General features: G+C 69.2%; 18 protein-coding genes. 9 read left to right on the top strand and 9 right to left on the bottom strand.

The genetic code is table 11. The features are described 5' to 3' along the window. Nucleotides 1-55: 55 nt before the first annotated feature. From rpoB to rplJ, 8 genes are all read right to left on the bottom strand, one after another. Nucleotides 56-3,550: a DNA-directed RNA polymerase subunit beta gene (gene rpoB / locus HJ588_RS06835; protein ID WP_171153340.1), complete on the bottom strand. Its 3,495-nt coding sequence runs from the start codon at nt 3,548-3,550 to the stop codon at nt 56-58. Between the two features lie 344 nt (nt 3,551-3,894). Continuing rightward, entirely contained in the window at nt 3,895-4,887 is a 993-nt protein-coding gene (locus HJ588_RS06830) for an AraC family transcriptional regulator (protein WP_246241769.1), read from the bottom strand. Next, nucleotides 4,874-5,422, bottom strand: coding sequence for an anthrone oxygenase family protein (locus HJ588_RS06825; protein ID WP_171153338.1), 549 nt, complete (start codon nt 5,420-5,422; stop codon nt 4,874-4,876). The genes HJ588_RS06830 and HJ588_RS06825 overlap by 14 nt, the downstream gene beginning before the upstream one ends. A 200-nt stretch (nt 5,423-5,622) precedes the next feature. After that, nucleotides 5,623-6,339 carry a S1 family peptidase gene (locus tag HJ588_RS06820; RefSeq protein WP_171153335.1) on the bottom strand — a complete coding sequence of 239 codons (717 nt, stop codon included), beginning with the start codon at nt 6,337-6,339 and terminating at the stop codon, nt 5,623-5,625. A 184-nt stretch (nt 6,340-6,523) separates the two neighbouring features. After that, nucleotides 6,524-7,621, bottom strand: coding sequence for an acyl-CoA dehydrogenase family protein (locus HJ588_RS06815; protein WP_171153333.1), 1,098 nt, complete (start codon nt 7,619-7,621; stop codon nt 6,524-6,526). Nucleotides 7,622-7,628: 7 nt separating this feature from the next. Continuing rightward, nucleotides 7,629-8,828 (bottom strand): acyl-CoA dehydrogenase family protein, encoded by a 1,200-nt coding sequence (locus tag HJ588_RS06810; protein ID WP_171153331.1) that lies wholly within the window; start codon nt 8,826-8,828, stop codon nt 7,629-7,631. A 181-nt stretch (nt 8,829-9,009) separates the two neighbouring features. Then, nucleotides 9,010-9,399, bottom strand: a complete 390-nt coding sequence (gene rplL, locus HJ588_RS06805) for a 50S ribosomal protein L7/L12 (RefSeq protein ID WP_171153329.1) — start codon at nt 9,397-9,399, stop codon at nt 9,010-9,012. A gap of 85 nt (nt 9,400-9,484) precedes the next feature. After that, entirely contained in the window at nt 9,485-10,105 is a 621-nt protein-coding gene (gene rplJ, locus HJ588_RS06800; RefSeq protein WP_171153327.1) for a 50S ribosomal protein L10, read from the bottom strand. A 426-nt stretch (nt 10,106-10,531) separates the two neighbouring features. On the opposite strand from rplJ, the gene HJ588_RS06795 reads away from it, so the two are divergent. From HJ588_RS06795 to HJ588_RS06770, 6 genes are all read left to right on the top strand, one after another. Next, nucleotides 10,532-11,962 carry an aldehyde dehydrogenase family protein gene (locus HJ588_RS06795; protein ID WP_171153325.1) on the top strand — a complete coding sequence of 477 codons (1,431 nt, stop codon included), beginning with the start codon at nt 10,532-10,534 and terminating at the stop codon, nt 11,960-11,962. A gap of 109 nt (nt 11,963-12,071) precedes the next feature. Further along, a complete protein-coding gene (locus HJ588_RS06790; protein ID WP_171153323.1) occupies nt 12,072-13,766 on the top strand; it encodes an ABC transporter substrate-binding protein in 1,695 nt (564 codons plus the stop codon). Next, nucleotides 13,763-14,698, top strand: a complete 936-nt coding sequence (locus HJ588_RS06785; protein ID WP_343036622.1) for an ABC transporter permease — start codon at nt 13,763-13,765, stop codon at nt 14,696-14,698. The genes HJ588_RS06790 and HJ588_RS06785 overlap by 4 nt, the downstream gene beginning before the upstream one ends. Next, entirely contained in the window at nt 14,698-15,684 is a 987-nt protein-coding gene (locus HJ588_RS06780; protein ID WP_171153320.1) for an ABC transporter permease, read from the top strand. The genes HJ588_RS06785 and HJ588_RS06780 overlap by 1 nt, the downstream gene beginning before the upstream one ends. Next, nucleotides 15,677-16,690: an oligopeptide/dipeptide ABC transporter ATP-binding protein gene (locus HJ588_RS06775; RefSeq protein ID WP_171153318.1), complete on the top strand. Its 1,014-nt coding sequence runs from the start codon at nt 15,677-15,679 to the stop codon at nt 16,688-16,690. The genes HJ588_RS06780 and HJ588_RS06775 overlap by 8 nt, the downstream gene beginning before the upstream one ends. Next, nucleotides 16,683-17,504, top strand: a complete 822-nt coding sequence (locus HJ588_RS06770) for an ATP-binding cassette domain-containing protein (RefSeq protein WP_171153316.1) — start codon at nt 16,683-16,685, stop codon at nt 17,502-17,504. Before HJ588_RS06775 ends, HJ588_RS06770 begins: the two co-directional genes overlap by 8 nt. Nucleotides 17,505-17,508: 4 nt before the next feature. On the opposite strand, the gene HJ588_RS06765 is transcribed toward HJ588_RS06770, so the two are convergent. Continuing rightward, on the bottom strand, nt 17,509-17,709 hold the full coding sequence (locus tag HJ588_RS06765; RefSeq protein ID WP_171153314.1) for a hypothetical protein: 201 nt from the start codon (nt 17,707-17,709) through the stop codon (nt 17,509-17,511). Nucleotides 17,710-18,020: 311 nt separating this feature from the next. Here HJ588_RS06765 and HJ588_RS06760 point away from each other — a divergent pair, with 311 nt between their 5' ends. The 3 genes from HJ588_RS06760 (at nt 18,021) to scpA (ending at nt 22,321) form a co-directional block, all read left to right on the top strand. Continuing rightward, nucleotides 18,021-18,362, top strand: a complete 342-nt coding sequence (locus tag HJ588_RS06760) for a hypothetical protein (RefSeq protein ID WP_171153312.1) — start codon at nt 18,021-18,023, stop codon at nt 18,360-18,362. Nucleotides 18,363-18,461: 99 nt separating this feature from the next. Then, on the top strand, nt 18,462-20,171 hold the full coding sequence (locus HJ588_RS06755; protein WP_171153309.1) for a methylmalonyl-CoA mutase family protein: 1,710 nt from the start codon (nt 18,462-18,464) through the stop codon (nt 20,169-20,171). Beyond that, nucleotides 20,168-22,321 (top strand): methylmalonyl-CoA mutase, encoded by a 2,154-nt coding sequence (gene scpA, locus HJ588_RS06750; RefSeq protein WP_171153305.1) that lies wholly within the window; start codon nt 20,168-20,170, stop codon nt 22,319-22,321. The genes HJ588_RS06755 and scpA overlap by 4 nt, the downstream gene beginning before the upstream one ends. Nucleotides 22,322-22,328: the final 7 nt, after the last annotated feature.

Here is a 22,328-nt window from a genome sequence, read left to right as displayed (position 1 = left end):
TGAGGTATGCCGGGAGTCACGAGCGACTTCCGGCATACCTCGCCGGTTGTCTGTCTCAGACTTCCTCGACGCTGCTCGGCTCACGCCGGGACAGGTCGATGCCGAGCTCCTCCGCCGCGCGGAAGACCTCCTGGTCGGAGTCGCGCAGGTCGATCAGGGTGCCGTCGCTGGAGAGCACCTCGACGTTGAGGCACAGCGACTGCATCTCCTTGATCAGCACCTTGAACGACTCCGGGATGCCGGGCTCGGGGATGTTCTCGCCCTTGACGATGGCCTCGTAGACCTTCACGCGGCCGGTCACGTCGTCCGACTTGATCGTCAGCAGCTCCTGCAGCGCGTATGCCGCGCCGTACGCCTCCAGCGCCCAGACCTCCATCTCACCGAAGCGCTGGCCACCGAACTGGGCCTTACCGCCGAGCGGCTGCTGGGTGATCATCGAGTAGGGGCCGGTGGAGCGTGCGTGGATTTTGTCGTCGACCAGGTGGTGCAGCTTCAGGATGTACATGTAGCCCACCGACACCGGCTCGGGGAACGGCTCGCCGGAACGCCCGTCGAACAGCTGCGCCTTACCGGTGTGGTCGACCAGGCGGTCGCCGTCCCGGGTCGGCAGCGTCGCGTCGAGCAGACCGGTGATGACGTCCTCGGAGGCACCGTCGAACACCGGCGAGGCGACCCGGGAGTTCGGCGGAGCGGACTGCGCGTCGGGCGCGATCTGCTCGGCGAACTCGGTGTTGCCGTCCGAGGCCGCGATGTCCCAGCCGCGGGAGGCGGCCCAGCCGAGGTGCAGCTCCAGGATCTGCCCCAGGTTCATACGACGCGGCACACCGTGCGGGTTGAGCACGACGTCGACCGGGGTGCCGTCCGGCAGGAACGGCATGTCCTCGACCGGCAGGATCTTGGAGATGACGCCCTTGTTGCCGTGGCGGCCGGCGAGCTTGTCGCCGTCGGTGATCTTGCGCTTGTTGGCGACGTAGACGCGCACCAGCTGGTTGACACCCGGCGGCAGCTCGTCACCCTCCTCGCGGTCGAAGACCTTGACGCCGATGACCGTGCCGGTCTCGCCGTGCGGGACCTTCATCGAGGTGTCGCGGACCTCACGGGCCTTCTCACCGAAGATGGCGCGCAGCAGGCGCTCCTCCGGGGTCAGCTCGGTCTCACCCTTGGGCGTGACCTTGCCGACGAGCAGGTCGCCGTCGCGGACCTCGGCACCGATGCGGATGATGCCGCGCTCGTCCAGGTCGGCGAGCACTTCCTCGCTGACGTTGGGGATGTCGCGCGTGATCTCCTCCGGACCCAGCTTGGTGTCGCGGGCGTCGATCTCGTGCTCCTCGATGTGGATCGAGCTGAGCGTGTCGTCCTGCACCAGACGCTGGGACAGGATGATGGCGTCCTCGAAGTTGTGACCCTCCCACGGCATGAACGCCACGAGGAGATTCTTGCCGAGCGCCATCTCGCCGCCGTCGGTCGCCGGACCGTCGGCGATCACCGCGCCCGCCTCGAGCCGGTCGCCGCCCTCGACGACGACCCGGTGGTTGTAGCAGTTGCCGGCGTTGGAGCGGGTGAACTTGCTGATCCGGTAGGTCGTCTGGGTGCCGTCGTCGTTCATCACGGTCACCAGGTCGGCCGAGACCTCGGTCACGACGCCGGCCTTCTCGGCCCGCACGACGTCACCGGAGTCCAGCGCGGCACGGTATTCCATGCCGGTGCCGACGAGCGGCGCCTCGGCCTGCACGAGCGGCACGGCCTGACGCTGCATGTTGGCGCCCATGAGCGCACGCGAGGTGTCGTCGTGCTCCAGGAACGGGATCAACGCGGTGGCGGCCGACACCATCTGACGTGCGGACACGTCCATGTAGTCGACTTCCTCGATCGGGACGTCGCTCGCCTCGCCGCCCTTGGTGCGTCCGAGCACCCGGTCCTCGGCGAAGTGGTTGTCGTCGGTCAGCGGCGCGTTGGCCTGCGCGATGACGAAGTTGTCCTCCTCATCGGCCGACAGGTAGTGCACCTCGTCGGTGACCTTGCCGTCCTTGACCTTGCGGTAGGGCGTCTCGACGAAACCGAACGCGTTGATGCGGCCGTATGACGCGAGCGAGCCGATCAGGCCGATGTTCGGACCCTCAGGGGTCTCGATCGGGCACATGCGGCCGTAGTGGCTCGGGTGCACGTCGCGCACCTCCATGCCGGCGCGGTCACGGGACAGACCACCCGGGCCCAGCGCGGACAGACGACGCTTGTGCGTCAGGCCGGCGAGCGGGTTGTTCTGGTCCATGAACTGCGACAGCTGGCTGGTGCCGAAGAACTCCTTGATGGAGGCCACGACCGGCCGGATGTTGATCAGCGTCTGCGGGGTGATCGCCTCGACGTCCTGGGTCGTCATCCGCTCGCGGACGACGCGCTCCATCCGGGACAGGCCGGTGCGGACCTGGTTCTGGATGAGCTCGCCGACGTTGCGCAGGCGGCGGTTGCCGAAGTGGTCGATGTCGTCGACCTCGACGCGGATGTCGACGTCCTCGCCGTCGCGGCGGCCCTTCAGGGTCTCCTCGCCGGCGTGCAGCGCGACGAGGTACTTGATCGTGGCGACGATGTCGTCGACGGTCAGCGTCGACTGGTCGATGCCGACCTCGAGACCGAGCTTCTTGTCGACCTTGTAGCGGCCGACCTTGGCCAGGTCGTAGCGCTTGCCGTTGAAGTAGAGGTTGTCCAGCAGGTTCTGGGCGGCCTCACGGGTCGGCGGCTCGCCCGGACGCAGCTTGCGGTAGATGTCGAGCAGCGCCTCGTCCTGGCCGGCGGTGTGGTCCTTCTCCAGGGTCTGGCGGATCGACTCGTACTCGCCGAACTCCTCGAGGATCTGCGCCTCGGTCCAGCCGAGCGCCTTGAGCAGCACGGTGACCGACTGCTTGCGCTTGCGGTCGACGCGGACGCCGACCTGGTCGCGCTTGTCGACCTCGAACTCCAGCCACGCGCCACGGCTCGGGATGATCTTCGCGGTGAAGATGTCCTTGTCCGAGGTCTTGTCCGGGGTCCGCTCGAAGTAGACGCCCGGGCTGCGGACCAGCTGGGAGACGACGACACGCTCGGTGCCGTTGATGATGAAGGTGCCGCGGTCGGTCATGAGCGGGAAGTCGCCCATGAAGACCGTCTGGCTCTTGATCTCACCGGTGTCGGAGTTCATGAACTCCGCGGTGACGAACAGCGGCGCGGCATACGTCATGTCGCGCTCCTTGCACTCCTCGATGGAGTACTTGACCTCGTCGAACCGGTGGTCCCGGAACGACAGGCTCATCGAGCCGGAGAAGTCCTCGATCGGGGAGATCTCCTCGAAGATCTCCTCCAGACCGGAGCGCTCCGGAACGCCGACCGTGCCGGCGGTCTTGGCCTCGGCCACGCGGGCCTGCCAACGCTCGTTACCGAGCAGCCAGTCGAAGCTGTCGGTCTGCAGAGCAAGCAGATCGGGGATTTCCAGCGGTTCGCGGATCTTCGCGAACGACAGACGGCCGGAGGCCATCTTTGCCGAGGAGAGGGATTTCGTCGCAGTGCGCGAGGCAGCCAAGGATGGGTCCTTCCACGGGCCAACTTATGCGGGCGGTTCGTAACGCCTCCCGAGTGCCGGCCGGCCACTTCTGACGCAGGCGTCGCGATTCGAAAGGCCTCGACGGCAGCATCGAGGCATGCGAACGGAGCGCGAACTGAAGTGGGTTGGCTGGATACGGGCAGCGCAAAGCAACACTCTACCCGAAAATGGACCACATGTCTACACGTGGCAACGGTCGAATCCCGGACGGCCCCCCGACCTGTCGAATTCGACGCCACGAGAGTGCACCCTGGCGACCGGCCGGGTCAAGCGATACCGGGAAGTAATCGGGGGCGTGTCGCGGCTACCGCGGTCCGGGTGCTTCAGGCCGTCGTGCGGGCCCGGTAGGCCTGGGGGCTCACGCCATACGCCTTCTTGAAGGCGGTGCTGAGGCTGAACGGGCTGGCATAACCGACCTCCCGGGAGATGGCGGCCAGCGTGCGGTCGGTGTCGCGGAGCAGATCGGCGGCGAGGGAGAGCCGCCATTGGGCGAGGTAGCCGATCGGCGGGATGCCGACGACGTCCTGGAACCTGCGCGCCAGCACAGACCGGGAGACACCGGCGCGCGAGGCGAGCGCGTCGACCGTCCACGGATGCGCCGGCTGCGACCGGATGAGCCGCACCGCCTCGGCGACGGCGGGATCGGCGAGCACCTGCAGGCCGGCGACCCCGGACGGCGCCTCGGCCGCCCACGCCCGGACCACCGCGATCAGCACCACGTCGAGGATCCGGTCGAGCACCGCCTCCTGCCCGAGCGCGTCCCGCGCGGCCTCGGCGACCAGGACGGGCAGCAGTGGACTGTCCGACCCGCGCACCAGCGTCAGCTCGGGCAGCGCCGCGCCGAGCATCGTGCCGAGTTGCGCCTGCTCCGGATAGCTCGCGACCAGCATGGTGTCGCGCCCGGCCGAATGGTTGCCCCAGGCGCGCACGCCGCTCGCCAACTCACCCGAGAGGTCACGCCCGTCACGCGCCGAACAGCTCTGACCCGGCCCGATCACGATGTCCGGCGGTGTCGTCAGGTCGTCGCTCAGCACGTATGGCGTGGCGCCCCGCACCAGGAGGATGTCGCCGGCGGTCAGCCGCCGCGACTCCTCACCCGGCTGCCGCAGCCACGACCCGTCGGTCAGCACGGCGACCATCGTGAGCGGCGCGTCCTCGGTGATCTGCAGGGCCCACGGCGGCTCCATCAGCACACGGAGCAGGAAGGCCCCGCGTGCGCGCGGCCCGTCGAGCAGGTCACCGGTCTCCCCCATCGTCGGGCAGCGTATCGGGGTGCCGTGCCGCGCGGCGAGGCTCGCGAGTTCAGCGAGCCACATGGCTGCGCACCTGGTCCGGCTGCGTCGGCGTGGCGGCATTCCGGCCGCTGCGCAGGCCGCTCACCGTGCCCGCGATCAGCAGCCCGACCGCGAGCGTCGAGAGCACCGCGCGCACCGTGTTGGCGGCGGTCCAGCTGGTGAGGTAGTCCCGCCATACCTGGATCGAGGAGGGGGCGTCCGGGTCGAGCGCGGCGAGCTTGTCGTTGAGCGGGACGTTGTAGGCGATCGTCAGCACGAAGCCGAGCAGGTATGCCGTGCCACCCGCGGCCAGCAGCAGGTCGGCGCCCGATCGGTCACCGCGAACCACCCGGTAGACGAGGTATCCGCCGACGAACGCGGCGCCGAAGAAGCAGATCATGAACGGCGGCTGCACCGCGGTGCGGTTGAAGCCCTGCATCCGGGCGAGCCCTGCGGAGCCCGCCATCCGGCCGAGGGACGGCATGACCCGCGCCGAGAAATTGAGGTAGACGCCGGCGGTGACCGCGGCGGTGACGGTGCCGAAAGTGGCTGCTGCGAGGGCGATTCGGGAGGTCATCGGTTGCTCCGGTGCCGGGACCGCGGGCTGCGATCCGTTCACCGACAGTCCATCGCCGCACCGGCACGGCGACCATCGGCGTGACTCCGGGGCGCATACGCGATCGTCCCGCGCGGGTCGTCGTACGCCCGGACACGGCGCTGCCGCGGCCCCCGGAGGAAGGGCCGCGGCAGCGCGGTGGGGCAGGTGCGGTTACGCCGTCACACGCCCGCGGTGGACCTGATCCAGGAGCGGCTGGCGGTGAGGTTGGCGTAGTTGGACCCGGCGTGGATGTCGCTGCCGGGGTCGGCGACGTCACCGGTCGAGCAGACGCCGACGATGACCCCGTTGACGAAGAGCGGGCCGCCGGAGTCACCGTGGTTGGAGGCGCCGTCCTGCCCCTTGACGTGCACGGCGGTGCCGCCATACGCGTCCCGGCTGGAGCCGACGACGTTGACGGTGGCCTTGTTGAGGTGGGTCGGCTGGGCGCCGCCGGCGGTCAGGCCGTAGCCCCAGATGGTGCCGGTGTCGCCGGCGCGCGCGGTGTATGACGAGGCGAGCGGCGCGTAACTGGAGACCGACTTGGCGGTGGACAGGTGCACCAGCGCGACGTCGCCCGACGGCGACCCGACGACACGGTCGGCCGCGACCGGCGTGCCCGGGTTGGTGACCGAGTTGCTGTAGTAGACGTCCATCCAGTTGGTGCCGTCGATGCAGTGCTTGGCGGTCAGCACCCACTGCGACGAGATGGCCTCACCGGTGCAGCCGTAGGTGCCGCCGCTCTGCCCGAAGACGAGCTGCACGATGTATGGCGACGAGCCGCTGCTGCCGCCGATGATGCCGGGGCTGGCGGTGTCGGCCATGGCGCTACCGGTGCCGGCTGCAACGAGGGCCGCGGTGGCGGCGGTGGCAGCTGCAAGGCGATGCGTGATGCGCATGAACTTCCTCTTCTGACGGGATTTTCGGTTGGGTCGCGACGCGGGGCGCCACGGTCCCGCCACTGTGTCCACTGGTCGGGTGCATCGGCAACGCTTTGGGTCAAAGGCTGACCAAAAACAGCACGTCCCTTGACCGGGCGTTTACTTTCTGCCCGGTCAAGGGACGTGTTCGGTGACAAACCGCTCAGCCGGCGAGCACCTCGACCTGCTGGTGGTCGCCGAGGCCGGCGGCGAGCCGCGCCAGGTGGTAGCGGGTGTCGCCGAAGGTGTGCTCGATCGCGGTCAGGCGGGCGGTGTAGTGGCCCACGGCATACTCGGCCGTCATGCCGATGCCGCCGTGCAGCTGGATCGCCTCCTGCCCGACGTGCCGGCCGGACTGCCCGGTGACGACCTTGAGGCGGGACGCCGTCTCGGACTCGCCGGCGTCCTCTGCGAGGCGCATCGCCGCGAACAGCACGGTGCTGCGGGCGAGTTCGACGGAGACGTACATGTCGGCCGCGCGCTGGGTCAGGGTCTGGAACGCCGCGAGCGGCACCCCGAACTGCTTGCGGGTCTTGAGATATTCGACCGTCATCGGCAGCGCGGCGTCCATCGCGCCCAGGGCCTCCGCCGAGACGGCGAGGATGCCGAGGTTGACCGCGGCGGCCAGCGCTGCCGGTGCGTCGTCGAGCGTGCCCAGGGCCTTCGCCGGGGTGCCCGAGAGCTTGACGCGCTGCCCCGACACCTCGGCGTCGGAGGCCTCCACCACGAAGAGTCCGGTCTTGTCGCCGACCCGCGCGCTCACCACGAAGCGCTCGGCGGCATCGGCGAACGGCACCGGCTCCTTGGTGCCGGTCAGGGTCACGTCGCCGTCGGACCCGCTCGCGGTCACGTCGTACGCGTCGAGCGACCAGGCCCGGCCCGGCTCGGAAAGCGCTGGCACGACGAGGGATTCGCCTTCGAGCAGCGGCGGCAGCAGCTCCTTGCGCTGCTGGTCGTCACCGGCGAGCGCGATCGCCTGGGCCGCCACGAGTGCTTCGGCGTATGCCGTGGCAACCCGCGCCCGGCCGAGTTCGGCCGACGCGATGGCGACCTCGACGGCCGAGGCGTCCGCGCCGCCGAGCTCCTCGGCGAAGGGCAGGGCGATCAGGCCCATCTCGGCGAGCGCGCTCCACACCTTCGGGTCGTGCTTGGCGGGACCGACCGGCTGGTCGCCCTGCTGCTCGACCGGCGCGTTGCGGCCGGCCAGGTCACGCACCGCCTGCTGCAGTGCCTTCTGTTCGTCGTCGTAGGTGAAATCCATTGGTATCTCAGCCCTTCAGCCCGAGGATGCCCGACGAGATGATGCTGCGCTGCACCTCGTTGGAGCCGCCGTAGATGGAAGCCTTGCGGAAGTTGAGGTAGGTCGGCGTCGCATGGCCGGTCCAGGCGGCCAGATCAGTGCTGTCCCTGCCGTCGCTGTCGCTGGTGCTCGCCCACTCCAGGGATGCCGGTCCGGCGATGTCGACGATGAACTCCAGCACGTCCTGCTGCAGCTGGCTGCCGCGCAGCTTCAGGATCGAGGAGGCCGGGTCGGGCTTGCCCTCCTTGGAGTTGCCCGCGACACGCAGGACGGTGAGTTCCAGTGCGGCGACCTGGGATTCGAGCTCTGCCAGGCGAGCGGCGACCAGCGGCTCGTCGAGCAGGGTGCCCTCGCCGGAGTTGGTCGCTGCGGCATACGCCTTGGCATCGGCGAGCTTGCGCTTGATGCTGCCGACCGGCGCGACGCCGACCCGCTCGTTGCCGAGCAGGAACTTGGCGATGGTCCAGCCCTGGCCGCGTTCGCCGACCAGCTGGTCGGCGGGCACCCGCACGTTGTCGAAGAAGACCTCGTTGACCTCGTGGCCGCCGTCGATCAGCTGGATCGGCCGCACAGTGATGCCGGGAGTCTTCATGTCGATCAGCAGGAAGGAGATGCCCATCTGCTTCTTCGGTGCGTCCGGCTCGGTGCGCACGAGCGCGAAGATCCAGTCGGCATGCTGCCCGAGCGTGGTCCAGGTCTTCTGCCCGTTGACGACCCACTCGTCGCCCTCGAGCACCGCGGAGGTGCGCAGGCTCGCCAGGTCGGATCCGGCGTTGGGCTCGGAGAAGCCCTGGCACCACCAGATGTCGAGGCTCGCGGTGCCCGGCAGGAAGCGCTCCTTCTGCTCCTGCGATCCGAAGGTGGCGATGACCGGGCCGACCATGTTGGCATTGAAGGCGAGCGGCGGCGGCACGCTCGCGGCCTGCATCTCCTGCAGGTAGATGTGCCGCTGCAACTGGCTCCAGTCCTGACCGCCCCACTCGGTGGGCCAGTGCGGCACGGCCAGACCCGCGTCGTTCAGGGTCTTCTGCGCAAGCCGGATGTCGTCGGCGGCCGGCTCACCCCCGGCGGCCCACCGCTCCCGCAGATCGGCCGGAACCTTGGTGGTGAAGAACTCACGCATCTGCTGCTGGAACGCAGCGTCCTCCTCGGACAGTTGCAGGCGCATCGCGATACGGGACCTTTCGTAGTGGGCGGCGCGGCTTTCGGGTCCAGCGTAGCTCACTGACTAAGCGCTTGCTTAGTGATTACGCGCGGTGCGGCGTCAATCGAGTTGGCAGGCAACGACGAAGCGGGCCCGACCCCGCAAGGGATCGGACCCGCTTCGATGAAGCTGGTGAGGGATTAGCTCACTTGAGCTCGACGGTCGCGCCGGCGCCCTCGAGCTGCTCCTTGGCCTTCTCGGCCGCGTCCTTGTCGACGTTCTCCAGAACCGGCTTCGGAGCGCCGTCAACCAGGTCCTTGGCCTCCTTCAGGCCGAGGGAGGTCAGCGCGCGGACCTCCTTGATGACCTGAATCTTCTTGTCACCGGCGGCGGTGAGGATGACGTCGAACTCCGACTTCTCCTCGGCGGCCTCGCCGGCAGCGGCGCCACCGGCGGCGCCGGGGGCGGCCACGGCAACCGGAGCGGCAGCGGTGACGTTGAAGGTGTCCTCGAACTCCTTGACGAACTCGCTGAGCTCGATCAGGGTCATCTCCTTGAAGGCCTCAAGGAGCTCTTCGGTGCTGAGCTTTGCCATGTCGGCAACCTTTCGTGTGTTCGTATGGCGCGGGCGCCATATGCCGTGAGTGGCGTTGATTGTCAAGCAAACTGGGCCATGCGGCTCAGCTCTCGTCGCCACCCTCGGCGACGTCGGTGGCAGCCTCGGCCGGAGCCTCGGCAGCGGTCTCTTCGGCGGCCGGGGCGGGGGCGTCGGTGGCAACCGGGCCCTCGGTCTCGACCTTGTCCCGCAACGCGCCGACGACCCGAGCGGTCTGCGACAGCGGAGCGGCGAAGAGGTAAACCGCCTGGCTGAGCGACGCGTTCATCGCGCCGGCCAGCTTGGCGAGCAGGGTCTCGCGGGACTCGAGGCTCGCGAGCTTGGTGATCTCGTCCGAGGTCAGGGACTTGCCGTCCATGACGCCGCCCTTGATCACCAACAGGGGGTTGGCCTTGGCGAAGTCGCGCAGACCCTTTGCGGCCTCAACCGGGTCACCGGTGATGAACGCGATCGCCGACGGACCCTGCAGGTCCTCGTCGAAGGCACTCACACCGGCCGCCTCGGCGGCGCGCTTGGTCAGCGTGTTCTTCACCACGGTGTAGGTCGCGTGCTCACGGATGGAGTTGCGCAGCTCGGTGAGCTGGGCCACGGACAGACCGCGGTACTCCGTCAGCACGGCCGCACCCGAGTCACGGAACTTGTCCGTGAGCTCGGCGATGGCTGCCGACTTGTCGGACTTGGCCATGCGGACCTCCTTGATCGGTGAATGTTGGCCCGAGGATCACCGGGCGAAGGAGTCCGCGACGCAAAAAGAGCCCCGGCGCAGATGCGCGGGGCTCACGTGATGGACCTGCCGGCATACGAGGTATGACGGGGCCGTGCTGTGCTGCCTAGCTCACCTGCGCTGGTCGCCCGCTGCTGCGGAACCTTCGACCACTCGCGCGTGAGCACGGGTGGCAACCGGCGGTCTTCGGTGCATCCAGAGTAGGGGGCGGGAGCGGCCACGACCAAATCGGGCCGGCGCCCACGTCGCGCGACGGCCGCACCGCACCGATCGGCCACGACTATCTGCACCTGTTCAGATGCCCTGCTCAGATGCGCTGTTCATATGCTCGGAGTCGTCGCCGATGTGACCGGCGACACCCGGCCTCCAAAGGAGATGACTTCGCCGATGCGTGAGTACGACAAGTTCTACATCGACGGTGCGTGGGTCGCACCCGACCGGCCCAACAGTTACGACGTCGTCAACCCGACCACCGAGCAGGTGGCCGGGCACATCGCGCTCGGCGACACCAGCGACGTCGACAAGGCCGTGGCCGCCGCGCGCAAGGCCTTCGACTCGTGGTCGACCACCTCCCCCGAGCAACGCGGTGAGGTGCTCGACGCGATCGCCGCCGAATACGACCGGCGCGCAGGCGATCTCGCGACGGCGGTGACCGAGGAGATGGGCGCTCCGGCGAAGCTCGCGAAGAACGCACAGGTCGCGATGGGACGCGCACACCTGGCGACGGCTCGGGAGGCGCTGCGCACCTACCCCTTCGAGGAGCAGCGCGGCGGCACCCTGCTGGTGCGCGAGCCGATCGGCGTCTGGGCGTTCATCACCCCGTGGAACTGGCCGCTCAACCAGATCACCGCCAAGGTCGCCCCGGCCCTCGCCACCGGCTGCACCATGGTGCTGAAGCCGTCCGAGGTGGCGCCCTTCACGGCATACATCTTTGCCGAAATCCTCGATGCCGCAGGTGTTCCCGCAGGTGTCTTCAATCTGCTCGGCGGCGACGGACCGACTGTTGGAGCCGCCCTCGCGGCCCATCCGCAGGTCGACATGATCAGCATCACCGGCTCGACCCGGGCCGGCGTCGCGGTGGCGCAGGCGGCGGCGCCCACCGTGAAGCGGGTGCACCAGGAGCTCGGCGGCAAGAGCCCCAACATCATCCTGGACGACGACAGCTTCGCCCGCGGCGTGAAGCTCGGCGTCGCATCGGTCATGCAGAACACCGGGCAGTCCTGCAATGCGCCGACCCGGATGCTCGTGCCGGCCCATCGAATGCAGGAGGCGATCGACATCGCCAAGGACGCGGCCGAGAAGGTCACCGTCGGCGACCCGACCGGCGAGGTCAAGATGGGCCCGCTCGCCTCGGAGGCGCAGTTCGACAAGGTGCAGGGGCTCATCCAACAGGGCATCGACGAGGGCGCCACGCTGGTCGCGGGCGGCACCGGTCGACCCGACGGCATCGACAGCGGATTCTTCGCAAAGCCAACGGTTTTCGCCAACGTGAACAACGAGATGACGATTGCCCGTGAGGAGATCTTCGGCCCGGTGCTGTCGATCCTGCCCTACGAGTCGGTCGACGAGGCCGTGGAGATCGGCAACGACACCGACTACGGGCTGGCCGCCTACGTCACCGGGTCGGATCTGGACCAGGTGCGCAAGGTCGCCTCCCGCCTGCGGGCCGGCCAGGTCAACCTCAACAGCACCCCGGTCGACTTCACCGCGCCGTTCGGTGGCTACAAGCAGTCCGGCAACGGGCGCGAGTGGGGCGACAAGGCGTTCGACGATTTCGTCGAGACCAAAGCCGTCATCGGCTACCAACCCGCGGAATGATGGGCGTGCCGGGCCCGACTGCCGGGCCCGGCACCCACCCGGGTGCAGTATGGTCATAACGCGCCCTTAGCATTCACATAATTTCATGTGAGTAGCCAGAAAGGCCGTCATGCTTCGTCGCCGTTCCGCCCTGATCGCCGCAACCACCCTGACCGCCGCGCTGGCGCTTACCTCCTGCAATGCCAATTCGCGTGGCAGCGCGACGAATTCGGGATCGGCAAGCGGCGGCGGGGGTGCTACGGCGGCACCTCGGCAGGGCGGCGCGCTCTACGAGTACACCGCCAGCAAGGAGATCCACTTCGACCCGGCGAAGAGCCAGAACCTGGGCACCAGCACCATCCACCTCATCCTCCGTGGCCTCACCACCTGGAAGACCTCGCCGACCGGCACCACCGAGCTCGCACCGGACCTGGCGACCAGCACTGGCACGGCATCCGACGGCGGCAAGACCTGGACCTTCAAGCTCAAGAGCGGCCTGAAGTATGCGGACGGCAGCCCCATCACCGCGCAGGACGTCAAGTTTGGCGTGGAGCGCAGCTTCGACCCGCAGCTGCAGGGCGGCCTCAGCTATCACAAGGCGCTGCTCGTCGGCGGCGACAGCTACCAGGGGCCGGCCAAGGGCAAGCACCTCGACTCGATCCAGGCCCCCGATGCGACCACGATCGTGTTCCACCTCAACAAGGCGTTCGCCGACTTCCCCTGGGTCGCCTCGATGCCGGCCTTCGCCCCGGTCCCGGCGGGCAAGGGCATGGGCATCCCGGCATACGACCACACTCCCCCCGCGTCGGGCCCCTACCAGGTTGCGTCATACACGGTCGGGTCGAAGGTGACGCTCAAGCGAAACCCCAACTGGCAGAAGGCGACCGACCCGGTGCGCCTCGGGGCACCCGACACGATCACCTACGAGATGGGGCTCGACCCCGACACGTTGGCGCAGCGCATGGTGGACGACCAGGGCAACGACAAGAACGGTGCGGGTGTCCAAGTCACCAGTGCGATCGTGCCCAAGATCAACGCCGACCCGGCCGTGAAGGCGCGCACGACGGTGTCGCCGTCGGGCGCCGCCGAATACCTCTTCCTCAACACCAGCCGGCCGGGACTCACCGACCTCAACGTGCGCAAGGCGCTCGAGTACGCGATCAACAAGCAGTCGCTGCAGACGATCGCCGGCGGGCCGACGTATGGCGGTGCGATCTCGACCACGCTGATCCCGCCGGGTGTGCAGGGCTACCAGAAGTACGACCTCTACCCCGCCCCCGCGACCGGCGACGTCACCAAGGCCAAACAACTCCTGGGCAGCACCAAGCTGCCGACCCTCAACCTGGTCTACGACTCGACCTCGCCGGGGCAGGCGCAGCAGGCGGCCTCCATCCAGGCCGACCTCAAGAAGCTCGGCGTGAACGTCAAGCTCACCGGCCAGGACAGCGACACCTGGCAGGCGACGGTGTCGCAAAGCAACAACTTCGACCTGACGATCTCCGGCTGGCAGGCGGACTACCCCGGCGCCTACGCCCAGTTGCAGCCGGTCTTCGCGGCCAATCAGATCGGGAACGGCAACTTCAACCTCTCCAAATTCAAGGACCCGGCCGTCGACAAGGCGATCGACGACGCGACCGCCCTGACCGATCCCGACGAGGCCGCGAAGGCGTGGGCCAAGATCGACCAGCAGATCCTGCAGCAGGCGCCGGTCGTGCCGCTCTACTACTCCCACCAGGCATACCTCAACGGCAGCAACGTGACCAACACCTACATTCCGACGTTCCCCACCTACCCCAACGTGCTGATCCAGGGTCTGCGCAAGTGACGGCGGCGGTCGTGCGGGCGCGCACCCGCTCACCGCTCTCCCTCGCGCTGCGGCGCACCGGCCGGTCCTGGAGCGGCCGGGCGGGCGCGCTCATCCTGTTGCTGGTGCTGCTCGCCGGGTTGTGCGCGCCACTGCTCGCGGCGCTCGAGGGGCAGGATCCGCACGCCTTCCACGGAGACCTGGTCGACGGCAACAACGGCGGCAACCCCTTCGGCAGCTTCGGTGGGGTGAGCGGGGCGCACTGGTTCGGTGCCGAGCCGGGCACCGGTCGTGACCTCTTCGCCCTGGTCGTCTACGGCATCCGGACCACAGTGCTCATCGCCATCGCGGCGACCGTGATCTCGGTGATCATCGGCACGACAATCGGGATGGCGATGGGTTATCTCGGCGGCTGGTTCGAGGCGACTCTCGGTCGATTCGTCGACTTCATGTTCGGCTTCCCCACCCTGCTGTTCCTGATCGCCCTCCAGCTCATCGTGCCCGCCAGCATCCCCAAGCCCGTCGTGCTGACCGTGGTGCTCGCCGCGTTCGGCTGGGTCGGCACCGCACGCCTGATCCACACGCAGACGCGACAGCTAGCGGCTCGCGAATTCATCGACGCCGCAAGGGCATCCGGCACTCCCCTGCACCGCGTCTTCGTCAGCGAGTTGCTCCCCAATCTGGTCGGCACCCTCGCAGTCGTGGTCGCCCTGAGCTTTCCGGCGACGGTCGCGGTCTCGGCCGGCCTGAGCTTCCTCGGCGTCGGCCTCGACCCGAGTTCGCCGGACCTCGGCGTGCTGATCGGCCAGTCGATCACCTGGACCTACACCGGTGCCGACGCCGGTTACCTGATCGTTCCCTCGATCGCGCTGCTGCTGATCATCCTGGGCGCGACGCTGCTCGGCGACGCACTGCGCGATGCCTTCGACGTGCGCACGGAGGGAGCCCGCTGATGGCCTGGTTCCTCGTGCGCCGGCTCGCCGCGTCCGTGCTGGTGTTGCTGGCGATCTCGTTCTGCGTGTTCCTGCTGTTCTACAGCGGCCCGTCCGACCCGGCCCGAGTGCTGTGCGGCAAACCGTGTCAGCCCGAACGCCTTTCCCAGATCAAGCAGTTCATGGGCACCGACAAGAGTTCTATCGTGCAGTGGTTCGACTTCGTGAAGGGACTCTTCGTCGGACGGACCTACGGCACCGGAGCCGAGGCAGCGCGATGCGCCGCCCCGTGCTTCGGCTTCTCCTTCGACCAGCGCCAGTCGGTCACCAGCCTCATCTGGTCGCGCCTGCCGATCACCGCGTCGATCGCGATCGGCGGCGCGGTCGTCTCACTGATCGTCGGTATGACGCTCGGCCCGCTCGCCGCGCGGTTCCGCGGCGGAGTCCTGGACGGGCTGGTCCGCGGCGGCTCGCTCCTACTGGTCGCGATGCCGGCATACCTGTTGGGACTGTTGGCGATTCTCGTCTTCGGCTTCCAGCTCAACATGGTGCCGGTGTCGGGATACGTCCCCCTGACCGAAAGCCCCGTGGACTGGGCGTGGCACCTGGTGCTGCCGTGGTGCGTGCTCGGACTGATCAACGGCGCGGCATACGCTCGCTATGCGCGCAACCAGATGCTCGACGAGCTCGGCTCGGACTATCTGCTCGCCGAACGCGCGACCGGGGCGTCGGCCCGACGGGTCCGGCGCACCGCACGTCGCAGTGTCTGGGTGCCCGTCACCACGCTGTTCGGCATCGATCTCGCGCTCATGCTGGGCGGCACGATCTTCACCGAGAAGGTGTTCAGCATGCACGGCATTGGTGACCTCCTGCTCGGTGGTGTCTCGTCCCACGATCTCGGGATCGTGGTCGGCACAGCGCTTTTCGGCGCAGCGTTGATCATCGTCGGCAACCTGATCGTCGACGTCGTGCAGGGCTTCATCGACCCGAGGGTGCGCCGTGGCTGACTCGACGGACCCGACCACACCGGCGCTCCAGCTGCGCGATCTGAGCGTCACCTTCGGCGGCGAGCACGCCGTGCGCGCGGTGGACGGCGTCGACCTCGAGGTCTTCCCGGGCCGCGTGCTGGCCATCGTCGGCGAGTCGGGGTCCGGCAAGTCGGCCACCGCCCTTGCGTCGATCGGCCTGCTGCCCGACTCGGCGCGCGTCACGGGCAGTGCCGTCGTCGCAGGCGTCGACCTGTTCACCGCCCCAGAATCGCAGCGAGTTCCCTTGCGCGGCAGCAGCATTGCCATGGTCTTCCAGGACGCACTGGCCGCGCTCAACCCCTACCGGACTATCGGCAGGCAGATCTCGGACGCCTACCGCCGCCACCACTCGGCCGACAAGCAGACCGGGCGGCGGCGGGCGATCGAGGTGCTCGACCGGGTCGGGATCCGCGACCCCGAACGCCGGGTCGACGACTACCCGCACGAGTTCAGCGGTGGGATGCGGCAGCGCGCGATGATCGCGATGGCGATCGTGAACAACCCGACCGTGCTCATCGCGGACGAGCCGACTACCGCACTCGACGTGACGGTGCAGCAGCAGGTGCTCGACCTACTGACCGGGCTCACCGACGACCTGGGCATGGCACTGGTGCTGATCACCCACGACCTGGGGGTGGTCGCCGAGACCGCGGACGACATCGCCGTCATGTACGCCGGGCGCATCGTCGAATCCGGCACTGTGCTGGACGTTTTCGACCACACCGCGCACCCGTACACCCGGGCGCTGCTGCAGGCGACCCCCAACTTGGACGCCCCGTCGCGACGACTTGCCGCCATACCCGGCGTGCCGGCGTCGGGCGCCGACCGGCCGGCCGGGTGCGCGTTCCATCCGCGGTGCCCGTTCGCCGAGCAGGTCGGCGAGGCCTGCCGCACGATCGAGCCGGAGCTGACGCCGCGCCCTGGGAGCCGGCTGCACCGCGCGGCCTGCCACTTCACCGCAGAGCGGGAGCTGCCGGATGCCTGAAGCACTCCTGAGCCTGGAGCACGTGAGCAAGACGTTCCGCGGACGGTCGACCCCGTTTGCGAGGGGCGCGGTCACCCAGGCAGTCGATGACGTCACCCTCGACGTCGCCCCGGGCGAAACCGTAGCTCTGGTAGGCGAATCCGGCTCCGGGAAGTCCACCCTGAGCCGCATCGCCCTTCGCCTCACCGACCCGACGTCGGGCACCGTCCGCTGGGACGGCCTGGACGTCACGCGAGCGCACGGCCGCGGACTGCGCACGCTGCGTCGAGAACTCGGGGTCGTCTTCCAGGACCCCTACACCTCCCTCAACCCCCGACAGACCGTCGCTCGCATCGTCTCCGCGCCACTACGCAACCAGGGACTGCCGCGTGACGACGAAACGCTGGACGAGCTGATGACGTCGGTGGGCCTCTCGCCGGAGCACCTGAACCGATATCCGCACCAGTTCTCCGGCGGCCAGCGGCAGCGCATCGGCATCGCCCGCGCGCTCGCGACCCGGCCGCGGATGATCATCGCCGACGAGCCGGTCTCGGCCCTCGACGTGTCGATCCGTGCGCAGATCCTCTCGCTGCTGGACCAGTTGCAGCAGGACCGCGGACTGGCGCTGCTGATCGTGTCGCACGACCTGGCCGTCGTGCGGGGCATCGCCGACCGCGTCGCGGTGATGCGGGCCGGGCGAATCGTCGAATCCGGCCCGGTGGAGCGGGTGTACGCCGATCCGCAGGAGGACTACACCCGGGCGCTGCTCGCGGCGATCCCGGTGCCCGACCCGCATCGCCGGGCGCGGCCCCTACCTGCGCTCGGCGGTGACTGACCCGTCACGCCGCGCGTCGTTCGGCGACGTGCCGGCGCACCCGCAGGTAGCCCGAACCGGCACCTGTCATCGCCACCAGCCCGCCGAGCAGGAGCAACGACGACAAGGACGAGGGAGCCGACGCAGCCGGGACGCTGCCGGTCGCATCCGCCCGCTGCGCCACCGCAGCAGGCGGGAAGCCCTGACCGCCGGTCGCGGCGGGCACCGCGAAGCGGCCGACCGACGCGTGAGCGGTCAGCGGCTGCGGCCGACCGGGGTCGGCGGCCGGGACCAGATAGGTCGGCTGGCGCCGGGTCGGAGTCGAGGAGAACGTCAGGCGGACGACCTACCGGCACTTCCCGGACCGCGTGGCCCTGATGAACCAGCTGCGGGTGGAGGCCTACGCGACGCTCGCCGAGCGCGTGCAGGAGGCGCTGGGCACCTGCCCGCCGGGCGATCATCAGGCCGAGTGCCGGGCCGCGGCACGCGCCACCCGATGGTGGTCGCGCGACGCGCCCGACGACTTCTACCTGCTGTATGGCGAGACCCACTCCGAAGGACGCAGCGACCCGCGGGTGCGCGGACTGCGCATCTCGACCGGCTCACTGGTCGGCCGGGTGCTCGACAACGCCATCACCACCGGCCAGCTCGCGTCGCCCCCCGCAGACCCACGCGCTGCACAACCCGACCGAGGCCTGGCGCACCGCCGAGGGCCCGCTCAGCCCGATCGCCCACGAGCTGACGATGCACTTCTGGGCGGCCGTCATCGGCTACCTGATGCTCGAGCCGTGCCGCGGAGCCGGGATCGTCGACGCGGAGGCGTTCTTCGAGTCCTACCTGGACCTGCTGATGGCCGGGCTGGGCTTCACGATCGAGTGACCCGGGGGCCCGGCGGGCACGCCGTCGGCACGTCAGGACGCCGCGGTCACCCACCGGACTGAAATTGCATGCAATATCCGCCCTGACTAGGGTGCGAACGTGAGCACGGACACTTCCGCAGGTCGCCGCGAGTGGGAGCACGCCGCCGCCGGCGTGCTCCGCAAAGCCGGGCGACTGGGCGAGAACGACCCTGACGACGCCGTATGGCGCACGCTGACCCGCACCACCCTCGACGGTGTCCAGGTCACGCCGCTCGGCCTGCCCGGCGACGCGACGCAGCATCCCGCGATCGACGGCCGGGGTGCCGTCGACTGGGACATCCGCTCGCTGGTCGACGACCCGCAGACCACCCCAGAGCAGGTGCTCGCCGAACTCGAGGGCGGCGCCACCTCGCTGTGGATCCGCCTGGGGCGCACCGGCATTGCGCTCGAGCAGTTGCCGCAACTGCTCGGTGAGGTGCTGCTCGACGTCGCGCCGGTCGTGCTCGACTGCCCGGAGGATCCGGTGGGTGCAGCGCGGGCCTACACCGAGTTGCTCACTGCCGCAGACGGCCCGGCCCCGGCGGGCTCGAGTCTCGGCGCGGATCCGATCGGGGCGGGCGCCGACCCGGCGCAGGTCGCCGCCGAGATCGCCGACCTCGCGGCTGCCGCCGGGGTCTTCGGGCTGACCGCCGACGGCACCCTGCTGCACGACCGCGGCGCCTCCGACGCCCAGGAGCTGGCGTATGCCGTGGCCTGCGGCGTCGCCTACCTGCGCGCGCTGACCGCGGCCGGCCGGCCGCTGGACGAGGCTGTGCGACTGGTCGAATTCCGCGTGGCCGCAACCGATCAGCAGTTCGCGACGATCGCCAAGCTGCGCGCACTCCGCCTGCTCTGGGCGAAAGTGCTGAAGGAGAGCGGCACGACCGGCCGCGCGCACGTGCACGCGGTGACATCGCGGCCGATGATGACGCGGCACGACCCATACGTGAACATGCTCCGCGGCACGGTCGCCGCCTTCGCCGCCGGCGCCGGCGGCGCCGACGCGGTGACCGTCTTGCCGTTCGACGCAGCGCTCGGCCTGCCCGAGGCCTTCGGGCGGCGCATCGCACGCAACGTCTCGTCCCTGCTGATCAGCGAGTCGCACGTGGCACGGGTCGCCGACCCCGCGGCGGGCGCACCGGCGATCGAGGCGTTCACCCACGACCTGGCCGCTGCCGCATGGGCCGAGTTGGCCCACATCGAGTCGGCGGGCGGAGTCGCCGCTGCGCTGGCCGACGGGTCGATCGACGAGCGGGTCGCCGCGGTGGCCGCCGAACGCCGGAAGCAGGTCGCGACCCGGAAGCTCGCGATCACCGGCGTCAGCGAGTTCCCGCAGCAGCGTGAGACTTTGCCGGACCGCCGCCCGCGACCCGCGGGCAGCTGGGACGTCGCTGCATATGACGCCGACTACGAGGCCATGCGCGAAACACCAGCAGCCGCACCGGTTTTCCTGGCGACCCTCGGCCCGGTCGCGCAGCACACCGCCCGTGCGACGTTCGCCGCCAACCTGTTCGCCGCGGGCGGCGTCGAGGTGCGACCGGTCGGTGCGACGGGGTCGGTGGACGAGGTCGTCTCGTCATACGACGGTGAGCGGGTGGTCTGCCTCGCCGGCACCGATGCCGCCTACGCCGAGACCGGCCCCCAGGTGATCAGTGCACTGCGCGCGGCCGGCGCGTCATACGTCATCGTGGCGGGCAAGCCCGGTGACCTCGATGTCGATGACAGCTGCGCGATGGGGGTCGACGCCGTCGCGTTCCTGGGTCGCGTCCGGAAGGAGCTCGGATCATGAGCATTCCCAAGTCTTTTGCCGACATCCCGTGGTCGGCCGACGCTGCGGAGACGCCCGTCGCCGCCGGGGAGCCCTGGCTGTCGCCGGAGGGCATCGAGATCAAGCAGGTCTACGGTCCGGACGACGTGCACGGCCTGCCGACCGGCACGTTCCCCGGCGCGCTGCCCTACCTGCGCGGGCCCTACCCGACGATGTACACCACCCAGCCGTGGACGATCCGGCAGTACGCCGGCTTCTCCACCGCCGAGGAGTCCAACGCCTTCTATCGCCGCAACCTCGCCGCGGGACAGAAGGGCCTGTCGGTCGCCTTCGACCTCGCCACCCACCGCGGCTACGACTCCGACCACCCACGCGTCCGCGGCGACGTCGGTATGGCGGGAGTCGCGATCGACTCGATCCTCGATGCCAGAACGCTTTTCGACGGCATACCGCTCGACAGGATGTCGGTCTCGATGACGATGAACGGCGCGGTGCTGCCGGTGCTCGCCCTCTACATCGTCGCGGCCGAGGAGCAGGGGGTGAAACCGGAGCAGCTCGCGGGGACGATCCAGAACGACATCCTCAAAGAGTTCATGGTGCGCAACACCTACATCTACCCGCCCGAGCCCTCGATGCGGATCATCAGCGACATCTTCGCCTTCACGGCGGCGCGCATGCCCCGCTTCAACTCGATTTCCATCTCCGGCTATCACATCCAGGAGGCCGGAGCGACGGCTGACCTGGAGCTGGCCTACACCCTCGCCGACGGTGTCGAATATCTCCGCGCCGGCCGCGACGCAGGTCTCGAGATCGATGCATTCGCACCGCGATTGAGCTTCTTCTGGGCGATCGGGATGAACTTCTTCATGGAGGTCGCCAAGATGCGTGCCGGGCGACTGCTGTGGTCGCGTCTGGTCGGCGACTTCGACCCGAAGAACCCCAAGTCGCAGTCGTTGCGCACCCACTGCCAGACCTCCGGCTGGTCGCTCACTGCGCAGGACGTCTTCAACAACGTCGGCCGCACCTGCATCGAGGCGATGGCCGCGACGCAGGGGCTCACCCAGTCACTGCACACCAACGCCCTCGACGAGGCGATCGCGTTGCCCAGCGACTTTTCCGCGCGGATTGCCCGCAACACCCAGCTGTTGCTGCAGCAGGAGAGCGGAACCACGCAGATCATCGACCCGTGGGGCGGCTCCTACTACGTCGAGCGGCTGACCCACGATCTCGCCGAGCGCGCGTGGGAGCACATCCAGGAGGTCGAGCGCGCCGGCGGCATGGCGAAGGCGATCGAGGCTGGCATCCCCAAGCTGCGCATCGAGGAGGCGGCCGCACGCACCCAGGCGCGCATCGACGCGGGCGTGCAGCAGGTGATCGGTGTCAACACCTTCCGGCCGGCGGACGAGGACCCGCTGGAGGTGCTCAAGGTCGACAACGCCGCGGTGTTGAGCGCACAGCTGGCCAAGCTGGAGCGGCTACGTGCCGATCGTGATCAGGCCCAGGTGGATTCGGCCCTTGCCGCGCTCACCGCGTCGGCCGAACGCGGCGGTGGTCAGGGGCTGGACGGCAACCTGCTGGCGCTCGCCGTCGACGCCGCGCGGGCGCACGCGACGGTCGGTGAGATCTCCGACGCGCTGGAGAAGGTGTGGGGTCGTCACCAGGCGGTGATCCGTACGATCTCGGGTGTGTATCGCGACGAGGCTGCCGGCGCCGGCAACGTGCAACGGGTGATCGACGCGACCGACCGCTTCGAGCAGCAGGAGGGCCGCCGGCCGCGCATCCTGGTCGCCAAGATGGGTCAGGACGGCCACGACCGCGGGCAGAAGGTCATCGTCACCGCGTTCGCCGACATGGGGTTCGACGTCGACGTGGGTCCGCTCTTCGCGACACCGGAGGAGGTCGCGCAGCAGGCGATCGACAACGACGTGCACGTCGTCGGCGTCAACTCGCTCGCGGCCGGCCACCTCACGCTGGTGCCCGCGCTGCGCGACGCACTGGCCGCCGGTGGACGTCCGGACATCCGCATCGTCGTCGGCGGCGTCATACCGCCCGACGACGTGGCGACCCTGCGTGACATGGGCGCTTCGGCGGTGTTCCTGCCCGGCACGGTGATCGCCGACGCCGCGCTCGAACTGCTCGACGACCTGTCCGCGTCGTTGCACCACGAGTGAGCGCGGC

The organism is Flexivirga aerilata (assembly GCF_013002715.1).
GTDB lineage: Bacteria > Actinomycetota > Actinomycetes > Actinomycetales > Dermatophilaceae > Flexivirga > Flexivirga aerilata.
Note: the sequence above shows the minus strand (reverse complement) of the source record. Positions and strands in the feature narration are given on the sequence as shown.

Excerpts from the sequence above, each read along its gene's own strand:
- HJ588_RS06830 (WP_246241769.1), bottom strand. The coding sequence starts at position 4,887 with ATGTGGCTCGCTGAACTCGCGAGCCTCGCCGCGCGGCACGGCACCCCG.
- HJ588_RS06825 (WP_171153338.1), bottom strand. The coding sequence starts at position 5,422 with ATGACCTCCCGAATCGCCCTCGCAGCAGCCACTTTCGGCACCGTCACC.
- HJ588_RS06820 (WP_171153335.1), bottom strand. The coding sequence starts at position 6,339 with ATGCGCATCACGCATCGCCTTGCAGCTGCCACCGCCGCCACCGCGGCC.
- HJ588_RS06815 (WP_171153333.1), bottom strand. The coding sequence starts at position 7,621 with ATGGATTTCACCTACGACGACGAACAGAAGGCACTGCAGCAGGCGGTG.
- HJ588_RS06810 (WP_171153331.1), bottom strand. The coding sequence starts at position 8,828 with ATGCGCCTGCAACTGTCCGAGGAGGACGCTGCGTTCCAGCAGCAGATG.
- rplL (WP_171153329.1), bottom strand. The coding sequence starts at position 9,399 with ATGGCAAAGCTCAGCACCGAAGAGCTCCTTGAGGCCTTCAAGGAGATG.
- rplJ (WP_171153327.1), bottom strand. The coding sequence starts at position 10,105 with ATGGCCAAGTCCGACAAGTCGGCAGCCATCGCCGAGCTCACGGACAAG.
- HJ588_RS06795 (WP_171153325.1), top strand. The coding sequence starts at position 10,532 with ATGCGTGAGTACGACAAGTTCTACATCGACGGTGCGTGGGTCGCACCC.
- HJ588_RS06790 (WP_171153323.1), top strand. The coding sequence starts at position 12,072 with ATGCTTCGTCGCCGTTCCGCCCTGATCGCCGCAACCACCCTGACCGCC.
- HJ588_RS06780 (WP_171153320.1), top strand. The coding sequence starts at position 14,698 with ATGGCCTGGTTCCTCGTGCGCCGGCTCGCCGCGTCCGTGCTGGTGTTG.
- HJ588_RS06770 (WP_171153316.1), top strand. The coding sequence starts at position 16,683 with ATGCCTGAAGCACTCCTGAGCCTGGAGCACGTGAGCAAGACGTTCCGC.
- HJ588_RS06760 (WP_171153312.1), top strand. The coding sequence starts at position 18,021 with ATGGCGAGACCCACTCCGAAGGACGCAGCGACCCGCGGGTGCGCGGAC.
- scpA (WP_171153305.1), top strand. The coding sequence starts at position 20,168 with ATGAGCATTCCCAAGTCTTTTGCCGACATCCCGTGGTCGGCCGACGCT.